The organism is Aquabacterium sp. CECT 9606, from assembly GCF_918741295.1.
GTDB lineage: Bacteria > Pseudomonadota > Gammaproteobacteria > Burkholderiales > Burkholderiaceae_C > Aquabacterium.
This window is the reverse complement of record NZ_CAKKNB010000001.1, coordinates 47636-73523: the sequence shown is the minus strand read 5'-3', so window position 1 is coordinate 73523 and position 25888 is coordinate 47636. Positions and strand designations below refer to the sequence as shown.

The 25888-nt window shown below is 65.7% G+C and carries 24 protein-coding genes; 8 read left to right on the top strand and 16 right to left on the bottom strand.

Features of this window, described 5'->3' with window-relative positions; translation table 11 throughout:
• Positions 1 to 68: 68 nt before the first annotated feature.
• The 4 genes from def (at position 69) to LQ232_RS00285 (ending at position 5893) form a co-directional block, all read left to right on the top strand.
• On the top strand, positions 69 to 584 hold the full coding sequence (def, locus tag LQ232_RS00300; protein ID WP_230177271.1) for a peptide deformylase: 516 nt from the start codon (positions 69 to 71) through the stop codon (positions 582 to 584).
• Between the two features lie 20 nt (positions 585 to 604).
• Positions 605 to 1552 carry a methionyl-tRNA formyltransferase gene (fmt, locus tag LQ232_RS00295; protein WP_230177269.1) on the top strand — a complete coding sequence of 316 codons (948 nt, stop codon included), beginning with the start codon at positions 605 to 607 and terminating at the stop codon, positions 1550 to 1552.
• A 73-nt stretch (positions 1553 to 1625) separates the two neighbouring features.
• Positions 1626 to 2477: a zinc metalloprotease HtpX gene (htpX, locus tag LQ232_RS00290; RefSeq protein WP_230177267.1), complete on the top strand. Its 852-nt coding sequence runs from the start codon at positions 1626 to 1628 to the stop codon at positions 2475 to 2477.
• 128 nt (positions 2478 to 2605) lie between these two features.
• Positions 2606 to 5893, top strand: coding sequence for an EAL domain-containing protein (locus LQ232_RS00285; protein WP_230177265.1), 3288 nt, complete (start codon positions 2606 to 2608; stop codon positions 5891 to 5893).
• A 586-nt stretch (positions 5894 to 6479) separates the two neighbouring features.
• Here the strand turns inward: LQ232_RS00285 and LQ232_RS00280 are convergent.
• The 11 genes from LQ232_RS00280 to LQ232_RS00230 form a co-directional block, all read right to left on the bottom strand.
• Positions 6480 to 8888 (bottom strand): DUF1631 family protein, encoded by a 2409-nt coding sequence (locus LQ232_RS00280; RefSeq protein WP_230177263.1) that lies wholly within the window; start codon positions 8886 to 8888, stop codon positions 6480 to 6482.
• Positions 8889 to 8953: 65 nt separating this feature from the next.
• The gene (gene secF, locus LQ232_RS00275; RefSeq protein WP_230177255.1) at positions 8954 to 9979 is read right to left on the bottom strand and encodes a protein translocase subunit SecF; all 1026 of its coding nucleotides are present in this window, start codon (positions 9977 to 9979) and stop codon (positions 8954 to 8956) included.
• A gap of 29 nt (positions 9980 to 10008) precedes the next feature.
• On the bottom strand, positions 10009 to 11913 hold the full coding sequence (gene secD, locus LQ232_RS00270) for a protein translocase subunit SecD (protein ID WP_230177253.1): 1905 nt from the start codon (positions 11911 to 11913) through the stop codon (positions 10009 to 10011).
• 21 nt (positions 11914 to 11934) lie between these two features.
• Positions 11935 to 12261: a preprotein translocase subunit YajC gene (yajC, locus tag LQ232_RS00265; protein ID WP_230177251.1), complete on the bottom strand. Its 327-nt coding sequence runs from the start codon at positions 12259 to 12261 to the stop codon at positions 11935 to 11937.
• Positions 12262 to 12338: 77 nt separating this feature from the next.
• Positions 12339 to 12617, bottom strand: coding sequence for a YbeD family protein (locus LQ232_RS00260; RefSeq protein WP_230177249.1), 279 nt, complete (start codon positions 12615 to 12617; stop codon positions 12339 to 12341).
• Between the two features lie 27 nt (positions 12618 to 12644).
• A complete protein-coding gene (locus LQ232_RS00255; protein WP_230177247.1) occupies positions 12645 to 13862 on the bottom strand; it encodes a D-alanyl-D-alanine carboxypeptidase family protein in 1218 nt (405 codons plus the stop codon).
• A 22-nt stretch (positions 13863 to 13884) separates the two neighbouring features.
• Positions 13885 to 14511, bottom strand: a complete 627-nt coding sequence (locus LQ232_RS00250; protein ID WP_230177245.1) for an alpha/beta hydrolase — start codon at positions 14509 to 14511, stop codon at positions 13885 to 13887.
• An 18-nt stretch (positions 14512 to 14529) separates the two neighbouring features.
• Positions 14530 to 14853, bottom strand: coding sequence for a ferredoxin (locus tag LQ232_RS00245; protein WP_230177243.1), 324 nt, complete (start codon positions 14851 to 14853; stop codon positions 14530 to 14532).
• A 17-nt stretch (positions 14854 to 14870) separates the two neighbouring features.
• Entirely contained in the window at positions 14871 to 15149 is a 279-nt protein-coding gene (locus LQ232_RS00240) for a hypothetical protein (protein WP_230177241.1), read from the bottom strand.
• 48 nt (positions 15150 to 15197) lie between these two features.
• Entirely contained in the window at positions 15198 to 16355 is a 1158-nt protein-coding gene (locus tag LQ232_RS00235) for a VanZ family protein (RefSeq protein WP_230177239.1), read from the bottom strand.
• 25 nt (positions 16356 to 16380) lie between these two features.
• Positions 16381 to 16809, bottom strand: coding sequence for a CopD family protein (locus LQ232_RS00230; RefSeq protein ID WP_230177237.1), 429 nt, complete (start codon positions 16807 to 16809; stop codon positions 16381 to 16383).
• 289 nt (positions 16810 to 17098) lie between these two features.
• On the opposite strand from LQ232_RS00230, the gene hemB reads away from it, so the two are divergent.
• Both hemB and LQ232_RS00220 read left to right on the top strand, forming a co-directional pair.
• Positions 17099 to 18100 carry a porphobilinogen synthase gene (gene hemB, locus LQ232_RS00225; RefSeq protein WP_230177233.1) on the top strand — a complete coding sequence of 334 codons (1002 nt, stop codon included), beginning with the start codon at positions 17099 to 17101 and terminating at the stop codon, positions 18098 to 18100.
• A gap of 14 nt (positions 18101 to 18114) precedes the next feature.
• Positions 18115 to 19227 (top strand): magnesium transporter CorA family protein, encoded by a 1113-nt coding sequence (locus LQ232_RS00220; RefSeq protein WP_230177225.1) that lies wholly within the window; start codon positions 18115 to 18117, stop codon positions 19225 to 19227.
• On the opposite strand, the gene LQ232_RS00215 is transcribed toward LQ232_RS00220, so the two are convergent.
• The 3 genes from LQ232_RS00215 to tsaB form a co-directional block, all read right to left on the bottom strand.
• Positions 19212 to 20135: a uracil-DNA glycosylase family protein gene (locus LQ232_RS00215; RefSeq protein ID WP_230177223.1), complete on the bottom strand. Its 924-nt coding sequence runs from the start codon at positions 20133 to 20135 to the stop codon at positions 19212 to 19214. The genes LQ232_RS00220 and LQ232_RS00215 overlap by 16 nt on opposite strands.
• Positions 20132 to 20584, bottom strand: coding sequence for a ribosomal protein S18-alanine N-acetyltransferase (gene rimI, locus LQ232_RS00210; RefSeq protein ID WP_256450017.1), 453 nt, complete (start codon positions 20582 to 20584; stop codon positions 20132 to 20134). The genes LQ232_RS00215 and rimI overlap by 4 nt, the downstream gene beginning before the upstream one ends.
• Before the next feature lie 88 nt (positions 20585 to 20672).
• The gene (tsaB, locus tag LQ232_RS00205) at positions 20673 to 21461 is read right to left on the bottom strand and encodes a tRNA (adenosine(37)-N6)-threonylcarbamoyltransferase complex dimerization subunit type 1 TsaB (RefSeq protein ID WP_230177221.1); all 789 of its coding nucleotides are present in this window, start codon (positions 21459 to 21461) and stop codon (positions 20673 to 20675) included.
• Positions 21462 to 21484: 23 nt separating this feature from the next.
• Between tsaB and dacB the strand changes: the two genes are divergently transcribed.
• Both dacB and LQ232_RS00195 read left to right on the top strand, forming a co-directional pair.
• Positions 21485 to 23035 carry a D-alanyl-D-alanine carboxypeptidase/D-alanyl-D-alanine-endopeptidase gene (dacB, locus tag LQ232_RS00200; RefSeq protein WP_230177219.1) on the top strand — a complete coding sequence of 517 codons (1551 nt, stop codon included), beginning with the start codon at positions 21485 to 21487 and terminating at the stop codon, positions 23033 to 23035.
• A complete protein-coding gene (locus LQ232_RS00195; protein WP_230177202.1) occupies positions 23032 to 23331 on the top strand; it encodes a SemiSWEET transporter in 300 nt (99 codons plus the stop codon). Before dacB ends, LQ232_RS00195 begins: the two co-directional genes overlap by 4 nt.
• Here the strand turns inward: LQ232_RS00195 and LQ232_RS00190 are convergent, their stop codons facing one another.
• Together LQ232_RS00190 and LQ232_RS00185 are read right to left on the bottom strand one after the other, a co-directional pair.
• A complete protein-coding gene (locus LQ232_RS00190) occupies positions 23332 to 24735 on the bottom strand; it encodes a hypothetical protein (RefSeq protein ID WP_230177194.1) in 1404 nt (467 codons plus the stop codon). It lies immediately after the preceding gene.
• Between the two features lie 80 nt (positions 24736 to 24815).
• Complete coding sequence (locus LQ232_RS00185) at positions 24816 to 25877, bottom strand: L-threonylcarbamoyladenylate synthase (protein WP_230177192.1); 1062 nt, start codon at positions 25875 to 25877, stop codon at positions 24816 to 24818.
• Between the last annotated feature and the right edge of the window lie 11 nt (positions 25878 to 25888).

Here is a 25888-nt window from a genome sequence, read left to right as displayed (position 1 = left end):
CGAGCGGGAACACCCTGCCCTCGTCCGACCCGGCCCTTGAACGGCCGTTTGCACCGCTGAGAAGTACCATGGCTCTGCTGCCCATCCTTTGTTACCCCGACGCCCGCCTGCACAAGGTGGCGCGCCCGATCGACGTGGTCGACGACCGTGTTCGCCAATTGGTCGACGACATGCTGGAAACCATGTACGACGCCAAAGGGGTGGGCCTGGCTGCCACGCAGGTGGACGTGCATGAGCGCCTGGTCGTCATCGACACCAGCGAGGAGCGCGACGACCCGCGCGTGCTGATCAACCCCGAGATCATCGGCGCCAGCGACGAGATGATCATCTGGGAAGAAGGCTGCCTGTCGGTGCCCACCATTTACGACAAGGTGGAACGCCACGCCCGTGTGCGCGTGCGCGCCCTGAACCGCGACGGCCAGCCCTACGAATTCGACGCTGACGAGTTGCTGGCCGTGTGCATTCAACACGAGCTGGACCACCTGATGGGCAAAGTATTCGTGGAATATTTGTCACCGCTCAAGCGCAACCGCATCAAGACCAAGCTGCAAAAGCGCGCCAAAGACGACGACGCTTCCGACTGACTGATTGACTGATCGCCGCCATGAAAATCGTTTTTGCGGGCACGCCCGAGTTTGCCCGGGAAGCGCTGGCGGCCTTGCACGCCGCGGGGTTCGAGATCCCGCTGGTGCTGACCCAGCCTGACCGCCCTGCTGGCCGGGGCATGAAGCTGCAGGCCTCGCCGGTCAAGCAATTCGCCCTGGACCATGGCATCGCGGTGGCCCAACCGCCCAGCCTGAAGCTGGATGGCAAGCACGCCGAGGCTGCCCAGGCCGCGCAAGCCACATTGCAAGCAGTGCAGGCCGACCTGATAGTGGTGGCCGCTTATGGCCTGATCCTGCCCAAGTGGACGCTCACGCTTCCCCGGCTGGGCTGCCTCAACATCCATGGCTCGCTGCTGCCTCGCTGGCGGGGTGCCGCGCCCATCCACCGCGCCATCGAAGCCGGTGACGCCGAGACGGGCATCACCATCATGCAGATGGACGAAGGCCTGGACACTGGCGACATGCTGCTGATGGAACGTGAAGCGATTCGGCCCGACGACACCACCGCGACCCTGCACGACCGCCTGGCCCGCCTGGGCGGCCGGATGATCGTGGAAGCGCTGGAGCTGGCCGCCTGTGGCGGGCTTCGCCCCGTGCCCCAACCGGCCGAAGGCGTGACCTACGCCCACAAGATCGACAAGGCCGAAGCCGCCATCGACTGGCTGCAACCGGCCACGCAGATTGCCCGGCGGGTGCGCGCCTTTGACCCGTTTCCCGGCACCACGCTGCAGTGGGCCGGTGAAACCGTCAAGCTGTGGGCGGCCTCGGTGCTGCCAGCCAGCGGCGAGCCTGGCCAGGTGCTGCACGCCAACGGCGACAGCCTGGTGGTGGCCTGCGGCGAGCAATCGCTGGCCTTGCACACCCTGCAACGCCCCGGGGGCAAACGCATCGCCACCCGGGACTTCCTGCAAAGCCAGGGTGGCGATTTACCTGCACGGCTGGGCTGACAAAAAATCCATGCCCCGGCTTGAACCTTGCCCAAGCGCCCGCATCTGACAAGGACGAAGGAGCACCTCGACCATGTTCAACATCCTGAAAACCGCTGTTTTGATGGCCGCCATCACGGCCTTGTTCATGGCCATCGGCGCCATGATCGGCGGGCGCACCGGCATGATGGTGGCGCTGCTGGTGGCCGTGGGCATGAACTTCTTCAGTTACTGGTTCAGCGACACCATGGTGCTGAAGATGTACAACGCGCGCGAGGTCGACGCCACGACCGCGCCGCGCTTTTACGCCATGGTGCAAGACTTGGCGCAGCGCGCCCAGTTGCCCATGCCCCGCGTTTACCTGATCGACGAATCGGCCCCCAATGCCTTTGCCACGGGCCGCAACCCTGACCACGCCGCCGTGGCCGCCACCACCGGTATCCTCAATGTGCTGACCGAACGCGAGCTGCGTGGCGTCATGGCGCACGAGCTGGCCCACGTCAAGCACCGCGACATCCTGATCAGCACCATCAGCGCCACCATGGCCGGTGCCATCTCGATGCTGGCCAACTTCGCCATGTTCTTTGGCGGGCGCGACTCTGAAGGGCGCCCCAGCAACCCCATCGCCGGCATCGCCGTGGCTTTGCTGGCCCCTTTGGCGGCCAGCCTGATCCAGATGGCCATCAGCCGGGCTCGTGAGTTCGAAGCCGACCGCGGTGGCGCCGAGATCAGCGGTGATCCGCACGCCCTGGCGAGCGCCTTGCAAAAAATCCACCGCTACGCCCAGGGCATGCCCCTGGAAGCGGCCGAGCGCCACCCTGAAACCGCCCAGATGATGATCATGAACCCGCTGTCGGGTGGCGGATTGCGCGGCTTGTTCTCCACGCACCCCTCAACCGAAGAGCGCGTTGAACGTTTGATGGCCATGGCACGCGGCACCGCTTAAGGGCGCGCGCCGTGCACCAAGGTGTGGCGAACGACCGGATTTGAATTCAAGGCGCGTTGATTCCTACCGATAGTCCTTAGACCGAGCCTTCGTCTTCCCGAAGGCTGCGCAGTCACAAGGACAAGGGCATGGATCAAACGCTGGATCAAGTCACCCGCTGGTCGGACCGATGGAAACTGCTGTCGCGCGTGACCCTGGTCGTCGGAATGTGCTTGAGCCTGCTGGCCTGGCAGAACGCGGCCAAGCAGGTGCAGCGCGACGCGGACGACCAGTTCAACCGCGCCGCCATGGACAGCACCCACCGCCTCAACGAGGCGCTGATTTACTACGTCAACCTGATCGGCAGTTTTCAGGCGCTGTTCACGGCCACGGACGCGGTCTCGCGCGATGATTTCCACCGCCATTTTCTGAGCTTGGACGTGGACAGTGGCTACCCGGGGCTGGTGGCCGTTCAGTTCTCCAGGCGCGTGACCCACGAGCAGAAGGCGGCCTTCGAGGCCTCGGTGCGCGCCGACAAGAGCCTGGACGCCAAAGGCAACCCCGGCTATGCCATTCACCCCCCCGGCGCGCGCCCGGAATACATGGCCGTGACCTTTGTGGAGCCCGCCGTCCACAATGAAAAAATCCTGGGCTATGACCAGATCCATGAAGCCAGCCGGCGCGAGACCACCGAGCTGGCCCGTGATGCCGGCAAGCCGATGGCCTCGGCGCCACTGCCGCTGGTGTCGGGTGACCGCGAGGCCTTGGGCTTCGTCATCCGCGCGCCCATCTACCGGCCCCACAGCCCCTTGGCCACCGTGGAGCAACGCCGCCAGGCCTTCATCGGACAGATCGGCGGCGCCTTCCAGGCCGAGTCGATCCTGGGCGCCATCATCAATCCGGACGATTGGGCTTCGCGACAGTGGGTGGTCCGCGATGTGGGCCCGGCCGAGCGCACCATGGCACCGGTCCAGGCGCAGTTGCTGCTCGACACCGCGCAACTGTCGACCAACGCCTTTCGCCCACAACGGGCCGTGGCCGATGAGGACCACCGCTTGCAGACCGTGGAAGTGGCCGGTCGCCGCTGGGAGTTGACCATGGTCCGCGCGCCGGTGAATGCGCCATGGCAGCGCTACCCGCTCACGCTGCTGCTCAGTGGCCTGCTGGTCACCAGCGGCCTGTGTCTGGCGCTGCGCGGCTTTGCCACGCAATACGGGCAGGCCACGCGCATGGCGCACAAGCTGAGCAGCCAGGCGCTGGCCAGTGAAAAACACCTGCGCTCGGTCATCGACAACACGGTCGATGGCATCGTCACCGTGAACCAGGCTGGCACCGTGCTGACGGTCAACCCGGCCATCAGCCGAGTCTTCGGGCACGAAGCCAGCGAGATGGTGGGCCAACCCTTGAGCCGACTCATCCCCGGCATCCGCAGCCACGGGCTGGACCAGCCCATGGAAGACTTCCTGCTGACGCAGCAGATGAGCTTTGATGGCATCGGGCACCGTGTGGAGGGAAAGCACCGGGATGGCCGCACGCTGCCGCTGGACCTGGCCATCAGCCACATGGAGATCGACGGCCACAAGCAGTACGTCGGCATCCTGCGCGATCTGAGCTCGGAACAGCAAGCCGAACAATCCATCCAGGAAGCGCAACGCCAGCTCAACGAGGTGGACGAAATGCGCCGAGTGATCGTGCACAACGCGCCTTACGCCATCTTCGTGCTCAACCGCCACGGCATCATCCAGACCGTGAACCCCGCGGGCGAGGCGCTGCTGGGCTACAAGTCCAACGAGCTGATCGGCAAGAGCACTGCCGAGCGCTTCTTTGAGCCCGACGAGGTGGGCGAACGCGCCCGCATGCTGGCCCTGCGCCTGAACCGTCCGGTCGAGCACATGCAGGTGCTGTCGCACCTGGCGCATGAATCGCCTGGCCTGCCCAGCGAGTGGACCTTGGTGCGCGCGGATGGCCGCCACCTGACTGCCGAGATCACCGTCACCCTCTTGCACAATGAGATGGACGAGATGACCGGCTACCTGGCCATGGCTTCGGACGTGACCTCGCGCCGCGACGCCGAGAGCCAGCTGCAACACCTGGCCCTGCACGACTCGCTGACCGGCCTGCCCAACCGCAACATGCTGCAGGAGCAGCTCAAGGCCTCGGTGACGTTGGCCGAGCGCGATGGCAACAGCCTGGCGCTGATGTTCCTGGATCTGGACCGCTTCAAGAAGATCAACGACACACTGGGCCACCACATCGGCGACAGCGTGCTGATCGAAGTCGCCCGCCGCCTGCGCTCCGAGATGCGCACCTCCGACATCGTGGCCCGTTTGGGTGGCGACGAGTTCGTGGTCATGCTGCCGCGCATCGCCTTGCCGGAAGACGGCAACGTGGTCGCACAAAAGCTGCTGGACATCTTCGCCGAGCCGTTGCGCGTGGGCCCGCACGAGTTGCGCGTCACGCCCAGCATTGGCTTGGTGATCTACCCCGCGCACGGCGTTGATGCCATCACGCTGATGCGCCACGCGGACCTGGCCATGTACCAGGCCAAGAGCCACGGCCGCAACCGCGTGCAGGTGTACACCGAGCACATGGAGTCGCCCACGCTGGACACCCTGCGTTTGGAAAACGACCTCTACAAGGCGCAAGAGCGCGACGAGCTGCGCCTGCACTTCCAGCCCCAGTTTGATTGCATGACCGGCCGCATCACGGGCGCCGAAGCCCTGATCCGCTGGGAACATGGCGGCAAGCTGGTGCCCCCGGCGGACTTCATCCCCTTGGCCGAAGAAACCGGCCTGATCGTGCCCATGGGTGAATGGGTGCTGCGCCGCGCCTGCCAGAAGGCCCAGGCCTGGCGTGAACGCAGCGGCTGGCCCATGCGCATCGCCGTCAACCTGTCGGCCATCCAGCTGGACCAGCCAGATATCGTCGAGTTGGTGGACCGCGTGCTGAAGGAAACCGGCCTGCCGCCCACCGCGCTGGAGCTGGAGATCACCGAAAGCGTGGTGGTGCGTGAATCACTGCGCGCTGCCGCTGTGCTGACGCAATTGCGCTCGCTGGGCGTGGGCATCGCGATCGACGATTTCGGCGTGGGCTATTCGAGCTTCTCGTACCTGCGCGAATTGCCGGTGGACCGGCTCAAGATGGACCGCTCCTTCTTGAGCAATGTGCCAACCTCACCTGGCGACAGCCGCCTGGCCGCCGCCCTGATCGCCATGGCACACCGCCTGGAAGTGGGCATCGTGGCCGAAGGCGTGGAAACCGAAGCCCAAAACGCCTTTTTGAAAGCGCACGGCTGTGATGAATGCCAGGGCTACTTCCTGGCACGGCCCATGGCCGAACCGGCTTTTGAAACGCTGCTGATGGAACACAGCCGGGACAGCAGTGCCAAGGATGCGCTGGCCCGCATTGCGGCGACGGCGAAAAATCAGCCGATTTAGACGGCCTGTGTTCGGTTTGAGCGTTTTGTGAGACAGCGCGGGGCGCGGGCTGGGGCGGCCTCCGTCAAGGCTTCAGCTTGGTGGTCCCGCTGGTAGCGGGACTGCCTTGCGATGCTCGGGCCAAGGTGGGGCCGTGGAACTCACTGCGCGGCCGTTGGCCGCTGCGTTCAGACAACCACGGCCGGTCAGTTGTTGATGCGCGCTACGCGCGCCCACCTCGGCCCTGTGCTTCTCAGCACCAAGCCAGGCGCCCCGCCGGAGACCGCCCCAGCTCTTTAATCGCCCCGCTGGGGGCGAGGCACGGCCGCATTTCGTGCTGCGCCACCAGCGGGGTGGATCAGGGATTCGATGGAGGTGGGCGGGGCGACTTCGGGGGCGTTGAGGCGCGCAGGCCATGGCGAGTTGCCCCTCGCACAGCGAGGGGTCGGCGAGGACTGTCTGAGCTGCCGAAGGACAGCGAGTTCCGCAGTCGCCCGCCGTGGCCGAGCACCGAGAACAGTTCGCCGCTACGCGGTGGACCGCCACCATAGGAGCCCCGCCTGCCTCCGCCGAATCCCCCACCCCGCGCTGCCGGAACGAACGCAACTCAGTTCAGCAGCCGCTCCGGATCCGCATCCAGCTTGGCCAGCGCTTCGCGCGTGGCGCGCACCGTGAGGGATTCGTCCTCCACCGGCACCAGCAAACCTGCCTGCAGAAACGCCGCCAGGCGGTGCAACTGGAACAGCACGCCCCGCCCTTGCGGCGTCACAAACAAGGCCAGTTGCTTTTGCAAGCCCGACCAGGCGAACTGCACCGACTCCTGGCTGCCCCGGTAATCCAGCTGGAACCAGGCGCCAATTTGCAGCTCGCGCGCCCAGGCCATCATGGCTGGCGTGGGCATGGTGCCGCCCTCGGCCACCACTTCCAGGTCGCTGCTTTCGTGGCCCGACAGATCGCGCAGCGTTTGCGCATCGAGCTCCACCTCGGCCAGGTTGGGCAGGATGTCGTCCAGCGCCTCCAGGCGTTCGGTCACTTCCTTCAAATGGGCGGACGAGATCGTGGCCGAACGGGCCGAGAAAGCGGCGGCCAGCGCCGCGTTGAGCTCGTGCACATGCTCGTCCTGCTTCTCGACCGCCATGCCTGCGCGGGCCATGCCATCGCGCACCTTCTTGAGCAAAGGCGGCAGCCGCCGCAGCACGTCGGCGCGGTCTTCGCGCGAATGCTTGGCGCTGGCCGACCAGATCAGGTCAGCGGCAGCGCGCTTGAGCACGCGGGTTTCTTCACTGGACGGGCTGGTCTGCACCGCGCTGTGGGCCAGCACATCGGCCCACACCCGGAACAGGAACTCTCGGACCCCTTCGTGCACGGGCACATCGGCCAGCATCTTGCGCAGCTCGATCGTGTACTGGATGGCCCAGGTCTCACGCTGCTCCACCTGCTGGGCCAGCGAGACGCCCTTGCGGCTGGACTCGTTCTCGTCGCGGAAATAGCGCTCCAGGAATTTCTCGAACTCGACCAGCACGGTCTGGAACACGCGCCGACCCGTGTCGGGATAGGCCTCGACCACTTGCACGATGCGCTTGATCTCACCGGGCAAGGCGTCTTCCTGCTCACGCGGCGTGGCGGCAAAGCCCATCACGCAGGCGCCCATGCGGTCGATCAGCGCGCGCGCGGGATGGTCAATGGTGGCGAAAAAATCGGGCTCGGTGACGGCCACGCGCAGCACCGGCATCTGCAACCTGGCAAACCAGACCCGGATGGCCGCAGGCAAACGCTCTTCGGTCAGGATGCTCTGGAACAACAAGGCCACGATTTCAATGATGGCGCGCTCGTTGGGCGTGCTGGCGGCTTGCTTGAGGGCGCGTTTGCTCTCCTGCAGATCCTGCAAAAGGGCGGCCGGCGTACCCGTGGGAATGCCCGAATCGGCGTCAACGTGGCGACGCACCACCTGGCCAGCATCCTGGATAGCCTGGCCCAAGGCCGGGGCCACCACACCCACCACCACATTGGCGCCGCCGCCCAGCACCTGCGTGGGCACGAAGCCCGGCACCTTGTTGGACACGAACTGATTGAGCTTGCCCAACACGGCCTGGGCTGGCACTGCAGAGCGGCGCAAGGCGGGCGTCTGAGTCATCAAACGGGTTTCTTCATGGGCGCCGCCCATGGGTTGCAAGCCACTGTTGCCCCCCATCTGCGACGGCCCCCCCATGCTGGAATGCGGCATCGGCGCCGTGCCAGGACCGCTGCGCGGGCCACCAGGGGCGTTGTTGCTCAAGGCGCCGCCAATGCCGGCGCTGCCACTCACGTAGGGCGCGGCGGAACGCTGGATGGCCGGGCCCACGCCCGTGTCCTTGGTGCGCCGGATGAAGGGCCGCAAGTCGATCTCGGGCTTGACGCCGTGGTCCAGCAGCACATGGTTGGCGTCGTGGTAGCCCTCTTGCGCCAGGTGCGTGGCCTCGTCGTGCAGCACGGTTTGCAAGGTCATCCAGTGCGCGGCGCCCAGGCCGGCATCGGTCCAACTGTCGATCAGCCAGCGCGCCAGCACCTGGGGCCGCAGCACATCGCCCGCGGGGTCCAGGCTGTTGGGCCCGCCGGCTTCGAGCACATTGAGCCGCGAGCACAGGTCGGTGTACTCCCAGCCGGCCCGGTCGGCAATCGCCTGGCCCAGCCGGGAGGCCATCATGTCTTGTTCAACCGCGCTGTCTTCGACCAGGGTCAGGTCGGACACCAGTTGCCCCACGGGTTTGGTGTCCAGAGGCCGGGCCAGGCGAACCGCCGTCAAGGCCGACTGGATGCGCTGCTCCAGCCCGCGTTGCCAGGCATCCAGGCACATGGGCATGTCGAGCACCAGGTCGCGCCGGCGCATGTACAGCCCAGGTTCGGCCGTCTGGGAGGCCAGCAGTTTGGCCCCGTTGGCACAGGCGTGGATCAGCCCGGAGGCACCCCGCAAGAGGGTTTCCAAATAGGTTTTTCGGGCCGTGATGGCCAATGCACGCGAAGAGCCTATGGATGACATGTGGTCGGTTGATCCGCAGGGCTCGGCCTCACCTCACAGGCCGAGCATTTCATGGTTGATCAACTCTACACCACGGCCCCGGAGTTGGGATCGTTGGGATCGACCTCTTTCTTGGTGCTTTTCATGAGGTCTTCACGGGTCACGCCCAACCACATTGCAATCGCCGCCGCCACGAAGACGGACGAATAGATGCCAAACAGGATCCCGATGGTCAGGGCCACGGCAAAGTAATGCAAAGTGGGGCCGCCGAACAACAGCATGGACACCACCATCATCTGGGTCGAACCGTGCGTGATGATGGTGCGGCTCATGGTGCTGGTGATGGCGTGATCGATGACCTGCGACGTGCTCAGCTTGCGGTAGCGGCGGAAGGTTTCGCGGATCCGGTCAAAGATCACGACCGATTCGTTGACCGAGTAGCCCAGCACCGCCAGCACCGCCGCCAGCACCGACAGCGAGAACTCCCACTGGAAGTAGGCGAAGAAACCCAGGATGATGACCACGTCGTGCAGGTTGGCGATGATGGCCGCGACCGAGAACTTCCACTCGAAGCGGATGGCCAGGTAAATCATGATGCCGACCACCGACACGATCAGCGCCAGCGCGCCGTCTCGGGCCAGCTCGCTGCCCACTTGCGGCCCGACGAACTCACTGCGTTGCAGCGTCAGGTTGGTCTGCCCGCCGGCCTGGCAGGCCTTGGTGGACGAGGGGTGGCCGGGCGTGGGCGCCAGCATGGTGACTGCACCCTTTTCAGCGGCGCACAAGGTGCCGAACACCTTGTCCACCACCTCGGCCTGCTTCAGGCTGCCACGCAAAGGCAGCCGGATCAGCACATCGCGTGAGGTGCCGAAGTTTTGCACCTGCACTTCGCCATAACCCAGCGCATCCACGGTGTGGCGCACTTTTTCAAGGTCGGCGCTCTGGGCGTACTGCACCTCGATGACCGAACCGCCGGTGAACTCGATCGACAGGTGCAGGCCCCGGGTGACCAGGAAGAACACGGCTGCGGCGAAGGTCAGGAACGAAACAATGTTGAAAATCAGCGCATGCCGCATGAACGGGATGTCGCGCTTGATGCGGAAAAATTCCATGGCGAGTGTCCTTCAGGGGGTGCGGGGGGTCATTGGTCCACGGTGTCGACGTCGGTCGACAGGGCACCGGGCTTGGCCGCGGCCTTCCAGACCTGGCCAATGGACACGCTCTTGAGCTTTTTCTGACGGCCATACCAGAGGTTGACCAGCCCGCGCGAGAAGAACACCGCCGAGAACATCGAGGTCAGGATGCCCAGGCAATGCACCACGGCAAAGCCCTTGACCGGGCCCGAGCCGAACATCAGCAGCGCCACGCCCACGATCATGGTGGTGACGTTGGAGTCGAGGATGGTGGCCCAGGCGTGCTCGTAGCCGGCCTGGATGGCCGACTGCGGCGCCGCGCCATTGCGCAGCTCTTCGCGCACGCGCTCGTTGATCAGCACGTTGGCGTCAATGGCCATGCCCAGCGTCAAGGCGATGGCCGCGATGCCGGGCAAGGTCAAGGTGGCCTGCAGCATGGACAGCACCGCCACCAGCAGCAGCAGGTTCACCGCCAGCGCCAGCGTAGAGAACACGCCAAACAACAGGTAGTAGGCGATCATGAAGACGGCGATGGCCGCGAAGCCATACGTCAGGCTGTGGAAGCCCTGCTCGATGTTGGCGGCGCCCAGGCTGGGGCCCACAGTGCGCTCTTCGATGATTTCCATGGGCGCGGCCAGCGAACCGGCGCGCAGCAGCAGCGCCGTGTCGGCCGCCTCGTCGCCCTGCATGCTGCCGGAGATCTGCACGCGGCCACCCGAGATTTCAGAGCGGATGACCGGAGCCGTCACGACCTCGCCCTTGCCCTTTTCAAACAGGATGATGGCCATGCGCTTGCCAATGCTCTCGCGGGTCACATCCTTGAAGATGCGGGCGCCCCGGGCGTCCAGCGTCAGGTGCACGGCGGCTTCTTGGTTCTCGTCGAAGCCGGGCTGCGCGTCGGTCAGGTTGTCACCGGTCAGCACCACCTGGCGCTTGACGATGACGGGCACGCCTTGGCGGTCGGCGAACTTTTCGGTGCCAAAGGGCACGGTGCCGCCGGCGAGGGCCGCGTGGGCCTCGGTGCTGTCGTCCACCATGCGCACTTCAAGCGTCGCGGTGCGGCCGATGATGTCCTTGGCCTTGGCCGTGTCCTGCACGCCGGGCAACTGCACCACCACGCGGTCCAGGCCTTGCTGCTGGATGATGGGCTCGGACACGCCCAGCTCATTGATCCGGTTGTGCAGCGTGGTGATGTTCTGCTTGAGCGCGTTTTCCTGGATGGTGCGCTCGGACTGCGGCTTGAGCCGGCCGACCAGCGTCAGGGTGCCGGTGCCATCGCTGTCCGTGCCGTCGGTCCATTGCAGGTCGGCCAGGCTGTCTGTCAGCGCATTGCGCGCGGCCTTGCGACCGGCGTCGTCATGAAAGCGCACGGTGACGACCTGGTCATCACGGCGGATGCCGCTGTGGCGGATGTCCTTGTCGCGCAGCAGGCTGCGGATGTCGCCGGTCAGGCTTTCGATCTTTTGCGTGAGCGCGCCCTTCATGTCGACCTGCATCAGGAAGTGCACGCCGCCGCGCAAGTCCAGGCCCAGGAACATGGGGTTGGCGTGCAGGGTGCGCAGCCAATGGGGCGAGCGCGACACCAGGTTCAGCGCCACGATGTAGCGCTCGTCTTGAGGATCGGGGTTGAAGGTGCGGCCAAGGACGTCGCGCGCCTTCAGCTGGGTGTCGGTGTCGGCGAATCGCGCCTTGATGGAGTTGCCGTCGAACTCGACGAAGTCAGCGACGATGTTGGCCTGCTTGAGCGCGGCCTCCACCTTCGCGAGCGAGTCGGCGTTGAGCTTGACCGTGGACTTGCCACTGGACAGTTGCACGGCCGGCGCCTCGCCAAAGAAGTTCGGCAAGGTGTAGATCAGGCCCACCAGCAAGGCGACGGCGATGATCAGGTGCTTCCACCAGGGGTAGCGGTTCATGGTTGAAATCCCGAGATTTATTTACTTGTAGCTGCCCTTGGGCAAGACCTGGACAATGGCCGAGCGCTGCACCTGCAGCTCCACGCCATTGGCCACTTCGACCGTGGCGAAGGTTTCGCCCAGCTTGCTGATCTTGCCGATCACGCCGCCTTGCGTGACAACTTCGTCGCCCTTGGCCAGGCTGTCCAGCATGGCCTTGGTCTCTTTCTGGCGCTTCATCTGCGGGCGGATCATGACGAAGTACAAGACCACGATCATCACGATCGGCAACAGCATGCTGTTGAGCAGTCCTGCAGGACCGCTGGCGGCGGGCGCCGCGGCTTGGGCGAAAGCGTCGGAAATGAACACGGTAAAAATCCTTCAAACGGACGGCCACCAAGGCGGGCCAAATCCATTCGATTGTATGCCGTGGGGGTGCCCCCCTTTCAGAGCACGTACTTGACCAGGGGATGCCCGGTGAAAGCACGGTAAACGCCGTCCAGGTGTTCGCGGCTGGTGGCGTTGATGGTGATGGTCAGGCCCATGTACTTGCCGCCGCTGCTGGGGCGCAGTTCCAGCGTCTTGGCGTCGAAGCTGGGGTCATGGTGCACCGCCAACGCCACCATGGTCTCCACGAAAGGTGGCTCGTGCAGGCCCATGACCTTGATGGGGAAGGCGCAGGGGTACTGGATCAGCGACTGATCGTGCGGGATTTCTTCATTCATGCGGATATTCCTTGCTCACTGCTTCTTTCACTTGACGCCCAGGCGGATGGCGTCCCAGAGGCGACCCAACCAGCCGGCGCCGGGCACGGCGTCCAAGGTGGTCAAGGGCACATCCTGCCAGGGTTGGCCCGCCAGGGTGATCTTGAGCGTGCCCACCGTCTGGCCCTGCGTCAAGGGGGCGAGGAGCGGATCATTGCGGACGACGGTGGCTTTCAGGCCGGCCGCCTGGCCTCGGGGCACCACCACCGTCACCGGGCCGACGCGCCCCAACCTCACGCTGGAAGATTGTCCCTTCCAGACCGGCGCCGTGGTCACTGCCTGCTTGGCGTCGAACAGCTTGACCATGTCGAACGCGCTATACCCCCAGTTCAGCAGCTTCTGGCTTTCATTGGCACGGATTTCAGGCGAGGTGGCGCCGATCACCACGCTCACCAGGCGACGGGGCCCGGCGGGCGTGAGGCGCTGGGCTGTGGCGATCAGGCAATAGCCGGACGCGTCGGTGAAACTGGTCTTCAGGCCATCGACCGTGGGATCGCGCCACAGCAACAGGTTGCGGTTGGGCTGGCGGATGCCCCCGAAGGTGAACTCCTTGCTGGTGTAGTAAGGCAGGGCCTGCGGGTAATCGGCGACCAGGCGCAGTGCAATGGCGGACAGTTCGCGGGCCGTGCTGCGGTGCCCCGGCGCGGTCTGCCCCTCCGGGTTCTTGAAGGTGGTGGCCTTCAAGCCAAATGCCTGGGCTTGGCGGTTCATCAGCGCCACGAAATTCTCGACGGTGCCGCCCACGGCCTCGGCCAGGGCCACGCTAGCGTCGTTGCCGCTTTGCACGATCATGCCGCGCAGCAGGTCATCAACCTTGACGCGGCTGTTGGCGGCCAGGAAGCTGCGCGAGGTGCCGGTGATGCCCGTGCGCCAGGCGCGTTCAGACACGGGCACTTCTTGCGCCAGGGCCAGCTTGCCCGACTTCACCGCCTGGAACACCAGGTAGGCGGTCATCAGCTTGGTCAGGGACGCGGGCTCGACGGATTGGTCGGCATTGCGGGCGGCCAAGGTCTGCTGGCTGCTCAAGTCCTGCAACACGAAGGCGCGCGCGGCCAGCTCGGGCGGCAGCGGCATGGCGGCGGATGGGGTGGCAAATGGGAACGCCGGCGCCGAGGCATTCGATTGAGCCCAGGCGGGATGCGCGAGGAGGCAGCAAACGCCGGTCAGCGCGGCCAGCAGACTGCGGCGGGACAGTGAAAACAACATGGAATCAGGCAGGTGAGGTCAATCAGCGCGAAGTGCCACGCAAGTGGCGCAGCACCCGATCGCGCAAGACCCCGAGTTGACCATGGAAAAAATGGCCTACGCCCGGCACCACGGTGACCGGCAAGGCCTGGGGACGCGCCCATTCCAGCACGCTGGCCAGGGACACGACGTCGTCCTGCTCACCCTGGACCACCAAAGTGTGGGCCGGCACGTTGGGCACGCCATAGCGGGTGGCCGGGCTGACCAGCACCAGCTCGTTCGGCGCCTGGGGCAGGCGCGCGCTGGCGCTGGCGGCGATGAAGCCCCCGAAGGAAAAACCCGCCAACGCGACAGGCAGGCTTTGCACGGCAGGGTCGGTGCGGTGGTGGGCCAGCACGGCCAGCAGGTCATCGACCTCGCCCACGCCTTCGTTCCAGGCGCCTTCGGACTGGCCGATGCCGCGGAAGTTGAAGCGCACGGCGCGCCAGCCGGCCAGCACAAAGGCACGCGACAGGGTGTGCACCACCTTGTTGTCCATCGTGCCACCCATCTGGGGATGCGGGTGTGCGATCACGGCCAGGCCGATGGGCACGGTGGCCGGGTCTTCGAGCACGACTTCGATCAAGCCGGCCGGGCCGTCGATGGTGGTGGAGTCAGGGCGTCCGATCATGGCTGGGCACCGCTCACATCAGCGACCCACGTCTGGCGGCAGCACCAGGCGCTCGACCACCTGGCCTTTGACCAGGTGCGATTCGACGATCTCTTCGATGTCGGACTTGTCAACGAAGGTGTACCAGGTGCCTTCCGGGTAGACCACGGCGACCGGGCCCCCGGCGCAGCGGTCCAGGCAACCGGCCTTGTTGACGCGCACTTGGCCAGGGCCGCTCAAGCCGGCGTTTTTCACCAGCTTCTTGCAGTGGTCGAAACCGTCCTGGGCACCGTGGTCGCCGCAGGAGCTTTCACCGTTGATGCGCTGGTTGAGGCAGAAAAAGATATGGCGTTCGTAGTACATGGCGTTCAATCCGAGGGTCAATCCAGAGGCTCTTCGCTGGGCTCGTCCCAAGGCGAGGACATCTGGCTCATGCCTTCGTCCAGCGTCGGTCCGGTCCAGTCCGAGAACTTGCCGACGTAGGTGGTGGCGGTGGTGTCATCGGCGTAGGCGATCATGACGATGGCCAGATCCGCCAGGCGCGACACCTGCAAGACATCGCCGGTCTTGGCGTGGTCGGCCAGGCAGGTTTCGGGATTGAACGCTTTCAGCGTGATCCGTTCAATCTGCTGCCCAAAAATCTTGACAACCTTGACCATGCCATGCTCCGAAGGGTGAGGGGTGGGTAAACCGATTTTGCACGCGGTTCAGTGAGGCTCGGCGGCCGCACTTTCATGCCGGCCCTCGCGCCCGACAATTCGGCTGATCAGCCAGACCATGGCCACATAGGGCCACAGGATGCCAAACCAGCGCGACAGGCCGTGGAAGCGGATGAAGCGGCCATGCTCCCACGATTCCAGGGCCAAGGCGTAATAAGGGTCGGGTGGCACCTGGTGCACCAGGACGATGAGCCCGGCCAGCGTCGCCACGCCCAGGCTGGCGCTGGTGGTCCGGCTGCGCTCCAGCAACAAGGTGCCGCCCAGCGCCCCCACCAGCAGGCCGGTGACAGTGGGCACGCTCATCCAGGTCAAGGCATGGTCAGGCCCGAAGTTCATGGCGGTGGACAGCGCCGTGGCGCCCACCCCCATCACCACCGCCCCCACCAACAAGAAGACCCGGGTGCTGCGTGGCCGGGCCAGGGCGCAGGCCACGCACATGGGCGCCAGCAAGCCCAAGGCCACCGTGGTGGCTTCGCGCGCTGGCACCCACAAGGAGTCGGGATCGGCGGATATGTTGTCGGTCCACAGGCTCAGCGGGTCGGCGGGCAGCACCCACTCCTGCCAAGGCGTGTCGCGGGTCAACTCCATCAGGCCGATGAGCAGGTGCGGCAGGAACTGCCCCTCGCCCAGGGGCAGGGGCGGCGGGAACAACAAGCCCAGCGGCCACATCCAGATCAAAGCCAGGCCAAACCCGGCCTGGGGGATGAACCAACGCTCGCGCAAGCGGTGCCACACGTCCACCAGGCCCAGGGCATTGAGGGTGACGGCGGCCAGCGCGCCCCACGCCATGCCCAGGGTGTTGAGCGCCCAGTCAGAGATGGACGGCACCCGGTTGGGCACGGTGAACTGGGCCAATTCCAGCACGTATGACAAAGCCGAGCCCGACAGCAAAGCCAGCACCGCCGACACGAAAGCGCCCCGCCCGCTGCGCAGGTGGGCCACCGTCAGGATCAGACCCAAGGGCAGGTAGCCCAGCAGGTTGGCCACCAGGTCGGAGGGCACCTCGTGGGACTGCTTGGGCAGCTCCCAGGTGAAGACGTGCCGGTCGGGCCAATGCCAACCTGTCAAGGGGAACAAGGTGGCATAGGCGATCAGGGCCACCGCCACCCAGGTGAGGGGCCAGGCAGTGCTGCGGTGCAAAGACATCAGCAGGCCTTGTCGAGGCACGGACTCAGAAGGGCTTGACCACCACGAGGATGACGATGAGCGCGAAGACGAGCACCGACACCTCGTTGAACACCCGCAACCACTTGTGCGAACGGCGATTGCTGAGTTGCTCAAACTCGCGCAGGATTTTGCGGCAGACGTGGTGGTAGCCGATGGCGCCGATCACGAGCAGCAGCTTGGCGTGCAGCCAGCCATTGCCGGGGCCTTTGCCAATGCCGTAATACAACCAAAGCACCAGGCCCAAGACCACCGCCGGGATCATCAGCAAGGACATGAAGCGGTAAAGCTTGCGCGCCATGAGCAACAGGCGCTCGCGCTCGGCGTGGCTGTCGCCGGGCACCATGGCCAGGTTGACGAACAAGCGTGGCAGGTAGAACAGGCCTGCAAACCAGCTGGCGACGAAAACGATGTGGAAGGCTTTGATCCAGAGCATGGTCGATTATGGCCAGCACAGTGATCGATTGCGGCGGCGCAACATGGCCGGCACAAAAAAAAGAGCCCCGGCATGGCCGGGGCTGTGGAAGCCTTAACGCTGTCATCACGGTAAGGCACCTGCTCAGGGAGGAAAAGCAGGGAATGAAGGCCTTGCGGCGTATCATTCAGGATCGATTATAGAGGGCTTGCGCAGCCATGTCTCTAGCCCATGTCCGCAAACCCGGGATTGCTACCGGTTTTTTTGTTCTCTTTGCATTCCTTCACACTGTTTTCACACTCTGTCTTGCATGAGCTTTTTGCACCATTTCCCGCAACACCGCCCTCGCCGTCTTCGCCGTGATGAGTTCACACGCAACCTGGTCAGAGAGCATGCACTCACTTCCGCCCACCTGATCTACCCTGTCTTCGTGTTGGATCAAGACGACGGCGTGCAGGAGATTGCCTCCATGCCGGGCGTGCAACGCCTGAGCCGCGGCGCCTTGTGGGCCCAGGCCGAGCAGTGCGTGAAACTGGGCATCCCGGTGATGGCCTTGTTCCCGGTGATTGACCTGGCGCTCAAGACACCCGATGGCCAGGAGGCCTTGAATCCCGAAGGCCTGGTGCCGCGCACTGTGCGCGAGTTGAAGCGGCGCTTTCCCGAACTGGGCGTGATGACCGACGTGGCCCTGGACCCCTTCACCACCCATGGCCAGGATGGCCTGCTGGACGAGACCGGCTACATCCTGAACGACGACACCGTGGCCGTGCTGACCCGCCAAGCGCTGGTCCAGGCCGAAGCCGGCGTGGACATCGTGGCGCCCAGCGACATGATGGATGGGCGCATCGGCGCCATCCGCCAGGCGCTGGAGGCGCAAGGCCTGATCCACACCCGGATCATGGCTTACAGCGCCAAATATGCCAGCGCCTTTTACGGCCCCTTCCGCGATGCCGTGGGCTCCAAGGCCAACCTGGGCAAGAGCAACAAGAAGGTCTACCAGATGGACCCGGGCAACAGCGACGAGGCCCTGCGCGAAGTGGCCATGGACATCGCCGAAGGCGCCGACATGGTCATGGTCAAGCCCGGCATGCCTTACCTGGACATCGTGCGCCGGGTAAAGGACGAGTTCCGCGTGCCCACCTTCGCCTACCAGGTCAGCGGCGAGTACGCCATGATCAAGGCGGCCGCCCAGAATGGCTGGCTGGACCACGATGCCGCCATGATGGAAGCCCTGCTCGCCTTCAAGCGCGCGGGCGCCGATGGCGTGCTGACCTACTTCGCGCTGCAGGCCGCCGAACTGTTACGCGACTGAACGCTGGAGTCTGAGTGCGTTTTTTCCTGATCAACGAGAGCTTCCAGGAACTGCCGGACTGGCCGGACACCCCCCCCACCCAAGGCTTCCTGTGGGTGACCACCGCCCGGCGTGAGTTTGAAGTGGGCCTGGGCAAGGTGCAGGCGCAGTTGCAGCACCTGGCCGGCGGCAACCTGGTGGACTTGCACGTCATGGACCTGCTGAACGCCCAATTGCCTTCGCAATACGACTACACGTCCTGGTACGACCTGCTGGTGTTCCGACGCCTGGCCGCCGCCCAGGGCACCGAAAACATGTTCCTGGACGAGTCGCACGGCACGGCCAGCAGCGCGCGCCAAGCCCTGGCCAGCATCGACACCAGCCCCGTGGGCTTCGTGGTGTTCGACCGCGTGCTCTTGACCGTGCACCCGGCCGATTGCTCGGTGCGCGATTTCTTCGAGGCGAGGCTCAACCACATGGTCAACGCCGATCAGCGCCATGAAAACCGCACGGAAGGACGCGGTTCGGTCAGCCGCCTGCCTCCCAGCTCCGCCGACCTGATGGTGCGCATCGTCAACCACATGGTCGACAGCTACCTGGACCTGCGCCGCCTGCTGACCAAGCAATCGGCCTATCTTCAGCAAGAGCTGCTGAGTGACCGCAAGCAGTTCAACCACTGGCAATCGCTGCTGGAGGCACGCAACACCCTGCATCAACTGGAAGACACCTGCGAGGACCAGCGCAGCGCCGTTCAGGAATGGATCGACGCGCTGGACGACTGGCCGATGCCGAGCGAACCGGCGGCCGCGCGCGAGCGTGAAGTGCTGCGCGTGCGTTCGCGCGACGTGCTGGAACACATCGAGCGGGTGCTGGGCCATGTGCGGCGCCTGGAGTCGTCGTCGGAAGGCGCGGTGCAGATGCATTTCTCGCTGCAAGGCAACCGCACCAACGACATCATGCGCACGCTCACGGTGATGACGGCGGTGTTCCTGCCGCTGAACCTGATCACCGGTGTGTTTGGCATGAATTTCGACTTCCTGCCGCTGATCCATACGCGGCTGGGATTCTGGGTGGCGTGTGGGTTGATGGCCGGCATCGTGCTGGCCTTGGTGATGCTGTTCAGGCGCAAACGCTACTTGGATCGGTGAGGCGCTGGGCTTCGGCAGCTCAAGCCGGCCGCTGCATCCAGCAGCTCGCGCACCCGGCACAGGTCATCCCACACCAGGCCCTTGTCGACCGGGTTGCGCAGCAGATACGCCGGGTGGTACGTGACAACCACCGGCGTGCCTTGCACCTCGTGCAGGCGCCCGCGCAGGCGGCCGATGGGCTCGCCGGTCTTGAGCAATGATTGCGCCGCGAAACGCCCCATGGCGATGATGACGCGGGGTTGGACCAGCGCGATCTGACGCATCAGGTAAGGCTCGCACTGCGCGACTTCTGCCGGCAGCGGGTTGCGGTTGCCCGGCGGGCGGCACTTGAGCACATTGGCAATGAAGACCTGGCTGGTGCCCTCGGCCTCGGCTCGGGTCAGGCGGATGGGGCTGAGCATGCGGTCGAGCAGCTGGCCGGCGCGGCCGACGAAGGGCTCGCCCTGCCGGTCTTCCTGCTCACCGGGCGCTTCGCCGATGATCATCACGGTGGCCTGTTCGTGACCCACGCCAAACACGGTCTGCTGGCGACCTTCGCACAGGCCGCAGGCAGTGCAGCCGGCCACGGTCTGGCGCAGGGTGGCCCAGTCCATCTGGTCGATGCCCTCGGGGCGCTCGCGCAGGACGGCTTCCAGGCCAGCGCTTGCCGCTGCGGCGATGGACACCGGGGGCTTGGCTTGGGGGCGGGCCGGCCTGGCCGAGGGTGCGGCTGCGGTGGGCGGAGCATCGGGCGGCCGTGCCAGCACCGGGGCGTGCTCGACCAGCATGGCCGGTCGCACGGCAGGTGCCTGCTCATGGGCGGACACCACCACCGGTGTGTCTTCCACCGGCGCATCAGGCGGTACCGGCCAGAACGCCGGGATGCCCATTTCGCGCAGCATGGCGCGCTGGCGCTCGGACCAGCTCATGCTTGGGCCGCCTTCAAATCCAGGCGCATCACCAGAGCGTCTTCACGGCCGCCGGGCGCGGGGTAATAGCCCTTGCGCACGCCCACCTCGACAAAGCCTTGGCGCCGGTACACCGCCAGCGCGCGTTCGTTGGAGGGTCGTACCTCCAGCCACAACAAGGGCACGCCCGCCTGCCGGCACGACGCGTACAAGGCGCCCAGCAGACCACGCGCCAGACCCGTGCCGTGCCAATCCTTGTCGACCGCGATGTTGAGCAAATGCATTTCGTCGACGCCGTCCATGGCCACGCACACACCGATGATCTGGCCTGTGCCGAGGTGGGTGCGCACCCGCGTCCAATAGCCACTGCGCAAGGAGGATCGGTAGTTGTCTTCAGACCAGGCATGCGCCGGATGCGGACAGGCCAGACGCTCCATGTCGAGCACGGCGGGGATGTCGTCCTCGGTCATGGCCCGGTCGACAAAGGCGGGCGCCTCAGCGGAAAAGACGAGTGGCGAAGATGAGCTTGGATGCGCGGACATGGTGGGATTGTCGCGCTCAGGTGCGCTTGGCCGCCAGGCGCTCGGCGGTGGTTTGCGCCACTTTGTCGCGCACGTACAAAGGCAAGGCCAAAGCGGCGTCCAACAGTTCACCACGCACCCAGGCTTGCTGGGCCAGGGCGGCCAGGGCCGCGCCTCGGGGAGCGGCCTGTGGCCAGGTGGCCTGGGTCAGCCCGTCGAAAGCCGCCGGGTGCGCCAACAGGGCATTGCCGGCCACGCGGTGCAGGCCGGGGGTAACGGCCCAACGGTCACGGGGCACGCCCAGGGCCCACAGGCTCGGCTCGGTCTCGGCTTGCCAACAGGCACCTTGCCAGCGGTAGGCGGCCACGTACAGCTCGCCCATGCGCGCATCCTGGGCCACCCACAGGGTGTCACCCTCTGCCCAAGCGGCGGGATCGGATTGGCGGGCGTCCTCCGCCACGGCCATCAAGGTGTCCAGCGAGATGACCGGGCAAGCGGCGGCCAACGCCAGGCCTTGCGCCAGGGAGCAAGCCGTGCGCAATCCCGTGAAAGCGCCCGGGCCACGGCCAAAAGCGATGGCATCCAGTTGCGACCAGGCCAGGCCCGCGTCAGCCACCAGCTTTTGCAGCGCCGGCAAGGTGGTACTGGAGGCCTGGGCACCGCCGCCCACAGCCAGAGCCTGCACCTGGTCGCCCTGCACCAGGGCCAGGTGCACCACCTCGGTCGCCGTGTCCAGCACCAACATGCGCGGGGTGGCCAGGGCAGAGGCAGCGGCAGGCAAAGGAGAAATCGGATCAACAGGCGACATGGCCGGGAGTGTAGCCAACGCCGCCCTTCTATGATGCAACCATGACGGTCACCTGCCCCCATCCCCCCTCCCCGCCCTGGTTTGGCACCCTTGTCCTGGCGCTGCTTCTGGCGCCCTTGGGCGCGGCCTGCCAGCCCATTTCGAAGCCTGCCTTGGTGGCGAACGAGGCCCCACCTTGGCCGCCGGCCCTGCAGCAGGCCTTGCAAAGCGCCCAATTGCCCGCCGACGCCGTGTCGATGCTGGTGCTGCCGGTCGATGGCGGGCCGGCCCGGCTCAGTGTGGATGCCGCCTCGGCGCGCAACATGGCCTCGGTGATGAAACTCTTCACCACGGGTGTGGCGTTGCAAACCCTGGGACCCGCCTTCACCTGGCACACCCAACTGGCGCTGGGCGGCCGCTTGCGGCCCGATGGCGTGCTGGAAGGGCCGCTGCTGATGCGTGGCGATGGCGATCCCAGCCTGGTGATCGAGCGGGTGGCCCTGATGATGACGCGCCTGCGCGCTGCCGGGCTTCGCGACATCCACGGCGACTGGCTGCTGGACCGGTCCGCCTTTGCGGCCGTGCCCGTGCACGATGCCAGCGCGTTTGACAACCAGCCCTTGAAACCCCACAACGCCGGCCCCGACGCGCTGCTGATCGGCCACCAGGCCCTGACCTTGCGGCTGCGCCCCGATGTGGCCAACCCGGGCTGGGCCACGATCAGCATGGAGCCGGAGTTGCGCGCCGTTCGCCTGGATGCCAAGGTGCCGTTGGATGACAAGGCGATCTGCCGTGACTGGCGCGAGTCCATGAGCTTGCAATTGCGCCCGGATCCACCGCCCGGATCGGGTTGGACCTTCACATTGAAGGGCCGCTACCCCAGCGCCTGTGGCGAACGCGATTGGCCCCTGCACTGGCCCGGCGGCGAAGAGCAAGACCACACCGAGCGCGTGCTGGACACGGCGTGGCGCCGCGCGGGCGGCCTGCTGCAAGGCCAGGTTCAACCGGGGGGGGCGTGGCCCCCGGAGACGCCCGCCTGGTTCACCTGGGAGTCGCCCCCCCTGGCCACGGTGGTGCGCGACATCAACAAGTTCAGCAACAACGTGATGGCCCGGCAGTTGTTCCTGACCTTGGGCCGCGACGCCGCCCCGACTGAATCCAGCCCCATGGGGCCTGCGTCGCTGGAGGCCGCCCGCGCCAGGGTGACGACCCACGTGGTGCAGGCCACGTGGGACCCGACCACGGGCACATCGCCCTGCGGCAACGGGGGGCTGTTGATGGACAACGGCTCGGGCTTGTCGCGCATTGAGCAGGCCTCGGCCGCGTGCGTGGGGCGCTGGCTGCAGGCGCTGTGGGCCAGCCCGGCCATGCCCGACCTGCTGGCCTCTTTGCCCATGGCGGGCGTGGATGGCACGGCGCGCAAGATGATCTCGGCCGCGGGCCGGGCCCACCTGAAAACCGGTTCGCTGGACGGCGTGGCTGCGGTGGCCGGGGTGGCGCTGGGCGACTCCGGGAGGCGCTACGTGGTGGTGGGCGTGGTCAATGACGCCAAGGCCGACGCCGCGCGGCCCCTGCTGAGGGCGCTGGTCGAATGGACGGTGCACGACCAATGAACGCGCTTCAGAACCTGGTGACTTATCTGGATCCCACGTGCGTGGAGACCATTGGCTCGGCCGCGGCCATGCTGACCACCGGCTCGTTCATCCCCCAAGCCCTGCTGACCTTTCGCACGCGCGATGTCAGCGGGATCTCGTTGGGGATGTACAGCGCCTTCACGGTGGGCGTGCTGCTGTGGCTGATTTACGGCCTGGCTTTGGGCTCATGGCCCATGACCGTGGCCAATGTCATCACCCTCAGTCTGGCCGTGGCCATCCTCGGGATGAAGGTGCGCTTCATGCGCAGGGGATGATCAGAGCTGATCGCGGACGCGGGTAATGGCAAGGGCGGCCAGGCCTGAATGACCAACCGGCGACAAATGGCTGTCATCAGCCCAGAGGTAGCTGCCAAAGTAAGCCCGGACCGCTTCGCTTGTTGATGTGGCTGGGGTGTCTATTTTCAGATTATTGGAGGTGCAGTTGAGCAACAAGGCCTTGTCCTTCATGGTTTGCGTCCAGCCTCCAGCGGTAGCCGCATCATCAATCGTTGTGCCATTGGGCAACTTGACCAGTGAAGTATCCGTGACACAAGCCGGCGTGCTGACCACATAATTGCCGCTGGCCGCCACATTGTTGATCTGGGTGAAGCCATCGACCTTCACGATCTTGTGGCCATTGGTGAGCACGCTCAAGACCAAGCCGCCAGCGTTTTCATAGCCTTCGTTGAAGGCTTGCGTCAAAGCCGTGGCCAATGCGGGATTGGCCGCCGTTCTCGGCGCCTTGCCCATGTCAGGCACAGTCAGGTAAGCCACCCGGGCACCGGTCCCCACAATGGTGTTGATGACACGGCCCAGTTGCGCGCCCTTTTGGCTCATGAGCCTCAAGGCGGTCGCCTGATCGCCGCCGGCCTGCACGCTGGTCCAACTGGCCAGGATGTCGTTTTGTCCGGCCAACACGGTGGCCAACACGCCGTCACGCAAGGCCCCAAGGTTGGCATTCACCTGGGCTTCCACGTCATCAACCTTGGCACCCCAACTCGCGTAAGAGCGACCATTGCCCGAATCCTGAGGGCAACCGGCGCTACCGCCCAAGCTCAACCCCCCGCCAAAGTCGTGGGCCAGCAATTGCACCCAATTGCCAACGTTGGCGTCGAAATCCACGGAACAGTAGTAGAAGTGGTCGGTGCTGCGGTAAACCGGACTGGGGGTGGTACCTGAAATCGCGCCCGTGAGATCACCGGTTTCGACTTCCCCGATGACCGGGATTGTGCTGTCCAGGCGGTACTGAATTTCGCTGAGCTGGGGCAGGAACACGGAGGTGGAATTGGGGTACCCCGGGTAATCGGTACTCAACAAGACATCTGGGTCACTGCTAGGAGACGGCTTCACACAACCAGCGCGCGCGGCCTTGTCAGGCTTGCCGATCTTGCACAGGAACTGCGCATTGGCCACCACATTAATGGTGTAACGGGCAGCATAAGGAACATTGGCCGCGCCGAAATCAACCAAACGAGCCGTCGCCACAGACGCGGTCGCGGTGTCATCAAACGCACTGTTCTCATCCCCGAACGCAATGATCTGCTGGGGCACGAAGCTCTTGACCCGATCCCCACCCCCACACCCTGCCACCAACGCAGCCGCGCTCAAACAGGCGGCCAGGGCCACACCGGTGCGGCTTGAATGCTTCAGGAGTTGAGCGGTATCAGGGATGCGGAACATGGACACTCCAAAAGGGATGAGGGGCGATCGAGCAGGGCCGAAGCTTACTAGAGTCGCGCTGTGCGGGTGTTAAGGGGGTGTTAAGCAGCCGCCGCGCGGGCAAGCCGGTCGCGCACGCCGTCCCAGACGGGGTCGACCGGGGGTTTTTCAACCCAGATCAGGTCTACGCCCAGGGCGTCGAGTTCGCGCAGGTCGGAGAACAGGTGGTGCGCGGCGCTGATGGCATCGGCGGGCATGGCGCGCTGCACCACGCCGGGACTGGCCGGGCGGTGCGCCCACAGGCTGCGCGAGTACACGGCGATGCCCGGCGGCGTGGCCGCTTTGTTGGCCAGCGCCTTGGCGGTCAACTCGGGTTCGATCAGGTCCAGGGCAGACGACAGCTGGGTGTCGCTCATCAGGCGCAGCTTGGCGCGCGGCGCGTAGTGGGCGACCAAGGTGCCGGATGCCCGTGGCGCGTCGGCGTCCGGGGCTTCGGGGGTGGACAAGCCCACAGGCTCGCCAGCGGCGGCTTCGATCTCGTCGCGGGTCAGGCGGCCAGGGCGCAGGATGACAGGGTGGGCGCGCGTGCAATCGACGATGGTGGACTCGATGCCGACATCGCACAGGCCGCCTTGCAGCACCCAGACTTCGTCCGGGCCTTCGCCCTGGTCCTTGAACTCGTCCATCACATGCTCGGCACGCGTGGGGCTGATGCGGCCAAAGCGGTTGGCGCTGGGCGCGGCCACGCCCATCACGCCCAGGCGGGCGGCGGCTTGCAGAAGTTTCAAGGCCACGGGATGATCCGGGCAGCGCAGGCCGATGGTGTCCTGCCCGCCCGCCGAAGCGGCGGCCATGCCGGGCGCGCGCGGCACGATCACGGTCAGGGGGCCGGGCCAGAAGCGGTCCATGAGTTGCTGTGCCACCAATGGCACGGCCGAGGCGAACTGCCAGGCGGCTTCGGCATTGGCCACGTGCACGATCAGCGGGTGGTTGGCGGGCCGGCCCTTGGCCTGGAAGATGCGGGCCACGGCGGCGTCGTCGTCAGCGCGGGCACCCAGGCCATAGACAGTTTCTGTGGGCAAGGCCAGCAAGCCGCCATCGGCAAGGCGTTGAGCGGCTTGTTCAATGGCGTCGGGCTGGGTGGCGGGATCGAGCAATCGCATGGAGGGGCAGT

Bases quoted from the DNA above. Each gene is read 5' to 3' on its own strand.
- secF (WP_230177255.1), bottom strand. From the start codon at position 9,979: ATGGAATTTTTCCGCATCAAGCGCGACATCCCGTTCATGCGGCATGCG.
- dacB (WP_230177219.1), top strand. From the start codon at position 21,485: ATGACGGTCACCTGCCCCCATCCCCCCTCCCCGCCCTGGTTTGGCACC.
- LQ232_RS00260 (WP_230177249.1), bottom strand. From the start codon at position 12,617: ATGAATGAAGAAATCCCGCACGATCAGTCGCTGATCCAGTACCCCTGC.
- htpX (WP_230177267.1), top strand. From the start codon at position 1,626: ATGTTCAACATCCTGAAAACCGCTGTTTTGATGGCCGCCATCACGGCC.
- LQ232_RS00230 (WP_230177237.1), bottom strand. From the start codon at position 16,809: ATGCTCTGGATCAAAGCCTTCCACATCGTTTTCGTCGCCAGCTGGTTT.
- LQ232_RS00185 (WP_230177192.1), bottom strand. From the start codon at position 25,877: ATGCGATTGCTCGATCCCGCCACCCAGCCCGACGCCATTGAACAAGCC.
- def (WP_230177271.1), top strand. From the start codon at position 69: ATGGCTCTGCTGCCCATCCTTTGTTACCCCGACGCCCGCCTGCACAAG.
- LQ232_RS00235 (WP_230177239.1), bottom strand. From the start codon at position 16,355: ATGTCTTTGCACCGCAGCACTGCCTGGCCCCTCACCTGGGTGGCGGTG.
- LQ232_RS00255 (WP_230177247.1), bottom strand. From the start codon at position 13,862: ATGTTGTTTTCACTGTCCCGCCGCAGTCTGCTGGCCGCGCTGACCGGC.
- fmt (WP_230177269.1), top strand. From the start codon at position 605: ATGAAAATCGTTTTTGCGGGCACGCCCGAGTTTGCCCGGGAAGCGCTG.
- rimI (WP_256450017.1), bottom strand. From the start codon at position 20,584: ATGACCGAGGACGACATCCCCGCCGTGCTCGACATGGAGCGTCTGGCC.
- LQ232_RS00280 (WP_230177263.1), bottom strand. From the start codon at position 8,888: ATGTCATCCATAGGCTCTTCGCGTGCATTGGCCATCACGGCCCGAAAA.
- LQ232_RS00250 (WP_230177245.1), bottom strand. From the start codon at position 14,511: ATGATCGGACGCCCTGACTCCACCACCATCGACGGCCCGGCCGGCTTG.
- LQ232_RS00190 (WP_230177194.1), bottom strand. From the start codon at position 24,735: ATGTTCCGCATCCCTGATACCGCTCAACTCCTGAAGCATTCAAGCCGC.
- LQ232_RS00195 (WP_230177202.1), top strand. From the start codon at position 23,032: ATGAACGCGCTTCAGAACCTGGTGACTTATCTGGATCCCACGTGCGTG.
- LQ232_RS00245 (WP_230177243.1), bottom strand. From the start codon at position 14,853: ATGTACTACGAACGCCATATCTTTTTCTGCCTCAACCAGCGCATCAAC.
- secD (WP_230177253.1), bottom strand. From the start codon at position 11,913: ATGAACCGCTACCCCTGGTGGAAGCACCTGATCATCGCCGTCGCCTTG.
- LQ232_RS00215 (WP_230177223.1), bottom strand. From the start codon at position 20,135: ATGAGCTGGTCCGAGCGCCAGCGCGCCATGCTGCGCGAAATGGGCATC.
- hemB (WP_230177233.1), top strand. From the start codon at position 17,099: ATGAGCTTTTTGCACCATTTCCCGCAACACCGCCCTCGCCGTCTTCGC.
- LQ232_RS00240 (WP_230177241.1), bottom strand. From the start codon at position 15,149: ATGGTCAAGGTTGTCAAGATTTTTGGGCAGCAGATTGAACGGATCACG.
- LQ232_RS00285 (WP_230177265.1), top strand. From the start codon at position 2,606: ATGGATCAAACGCTGGATCAAGTCACCCGCTGGTCGGACCGATGGAAA.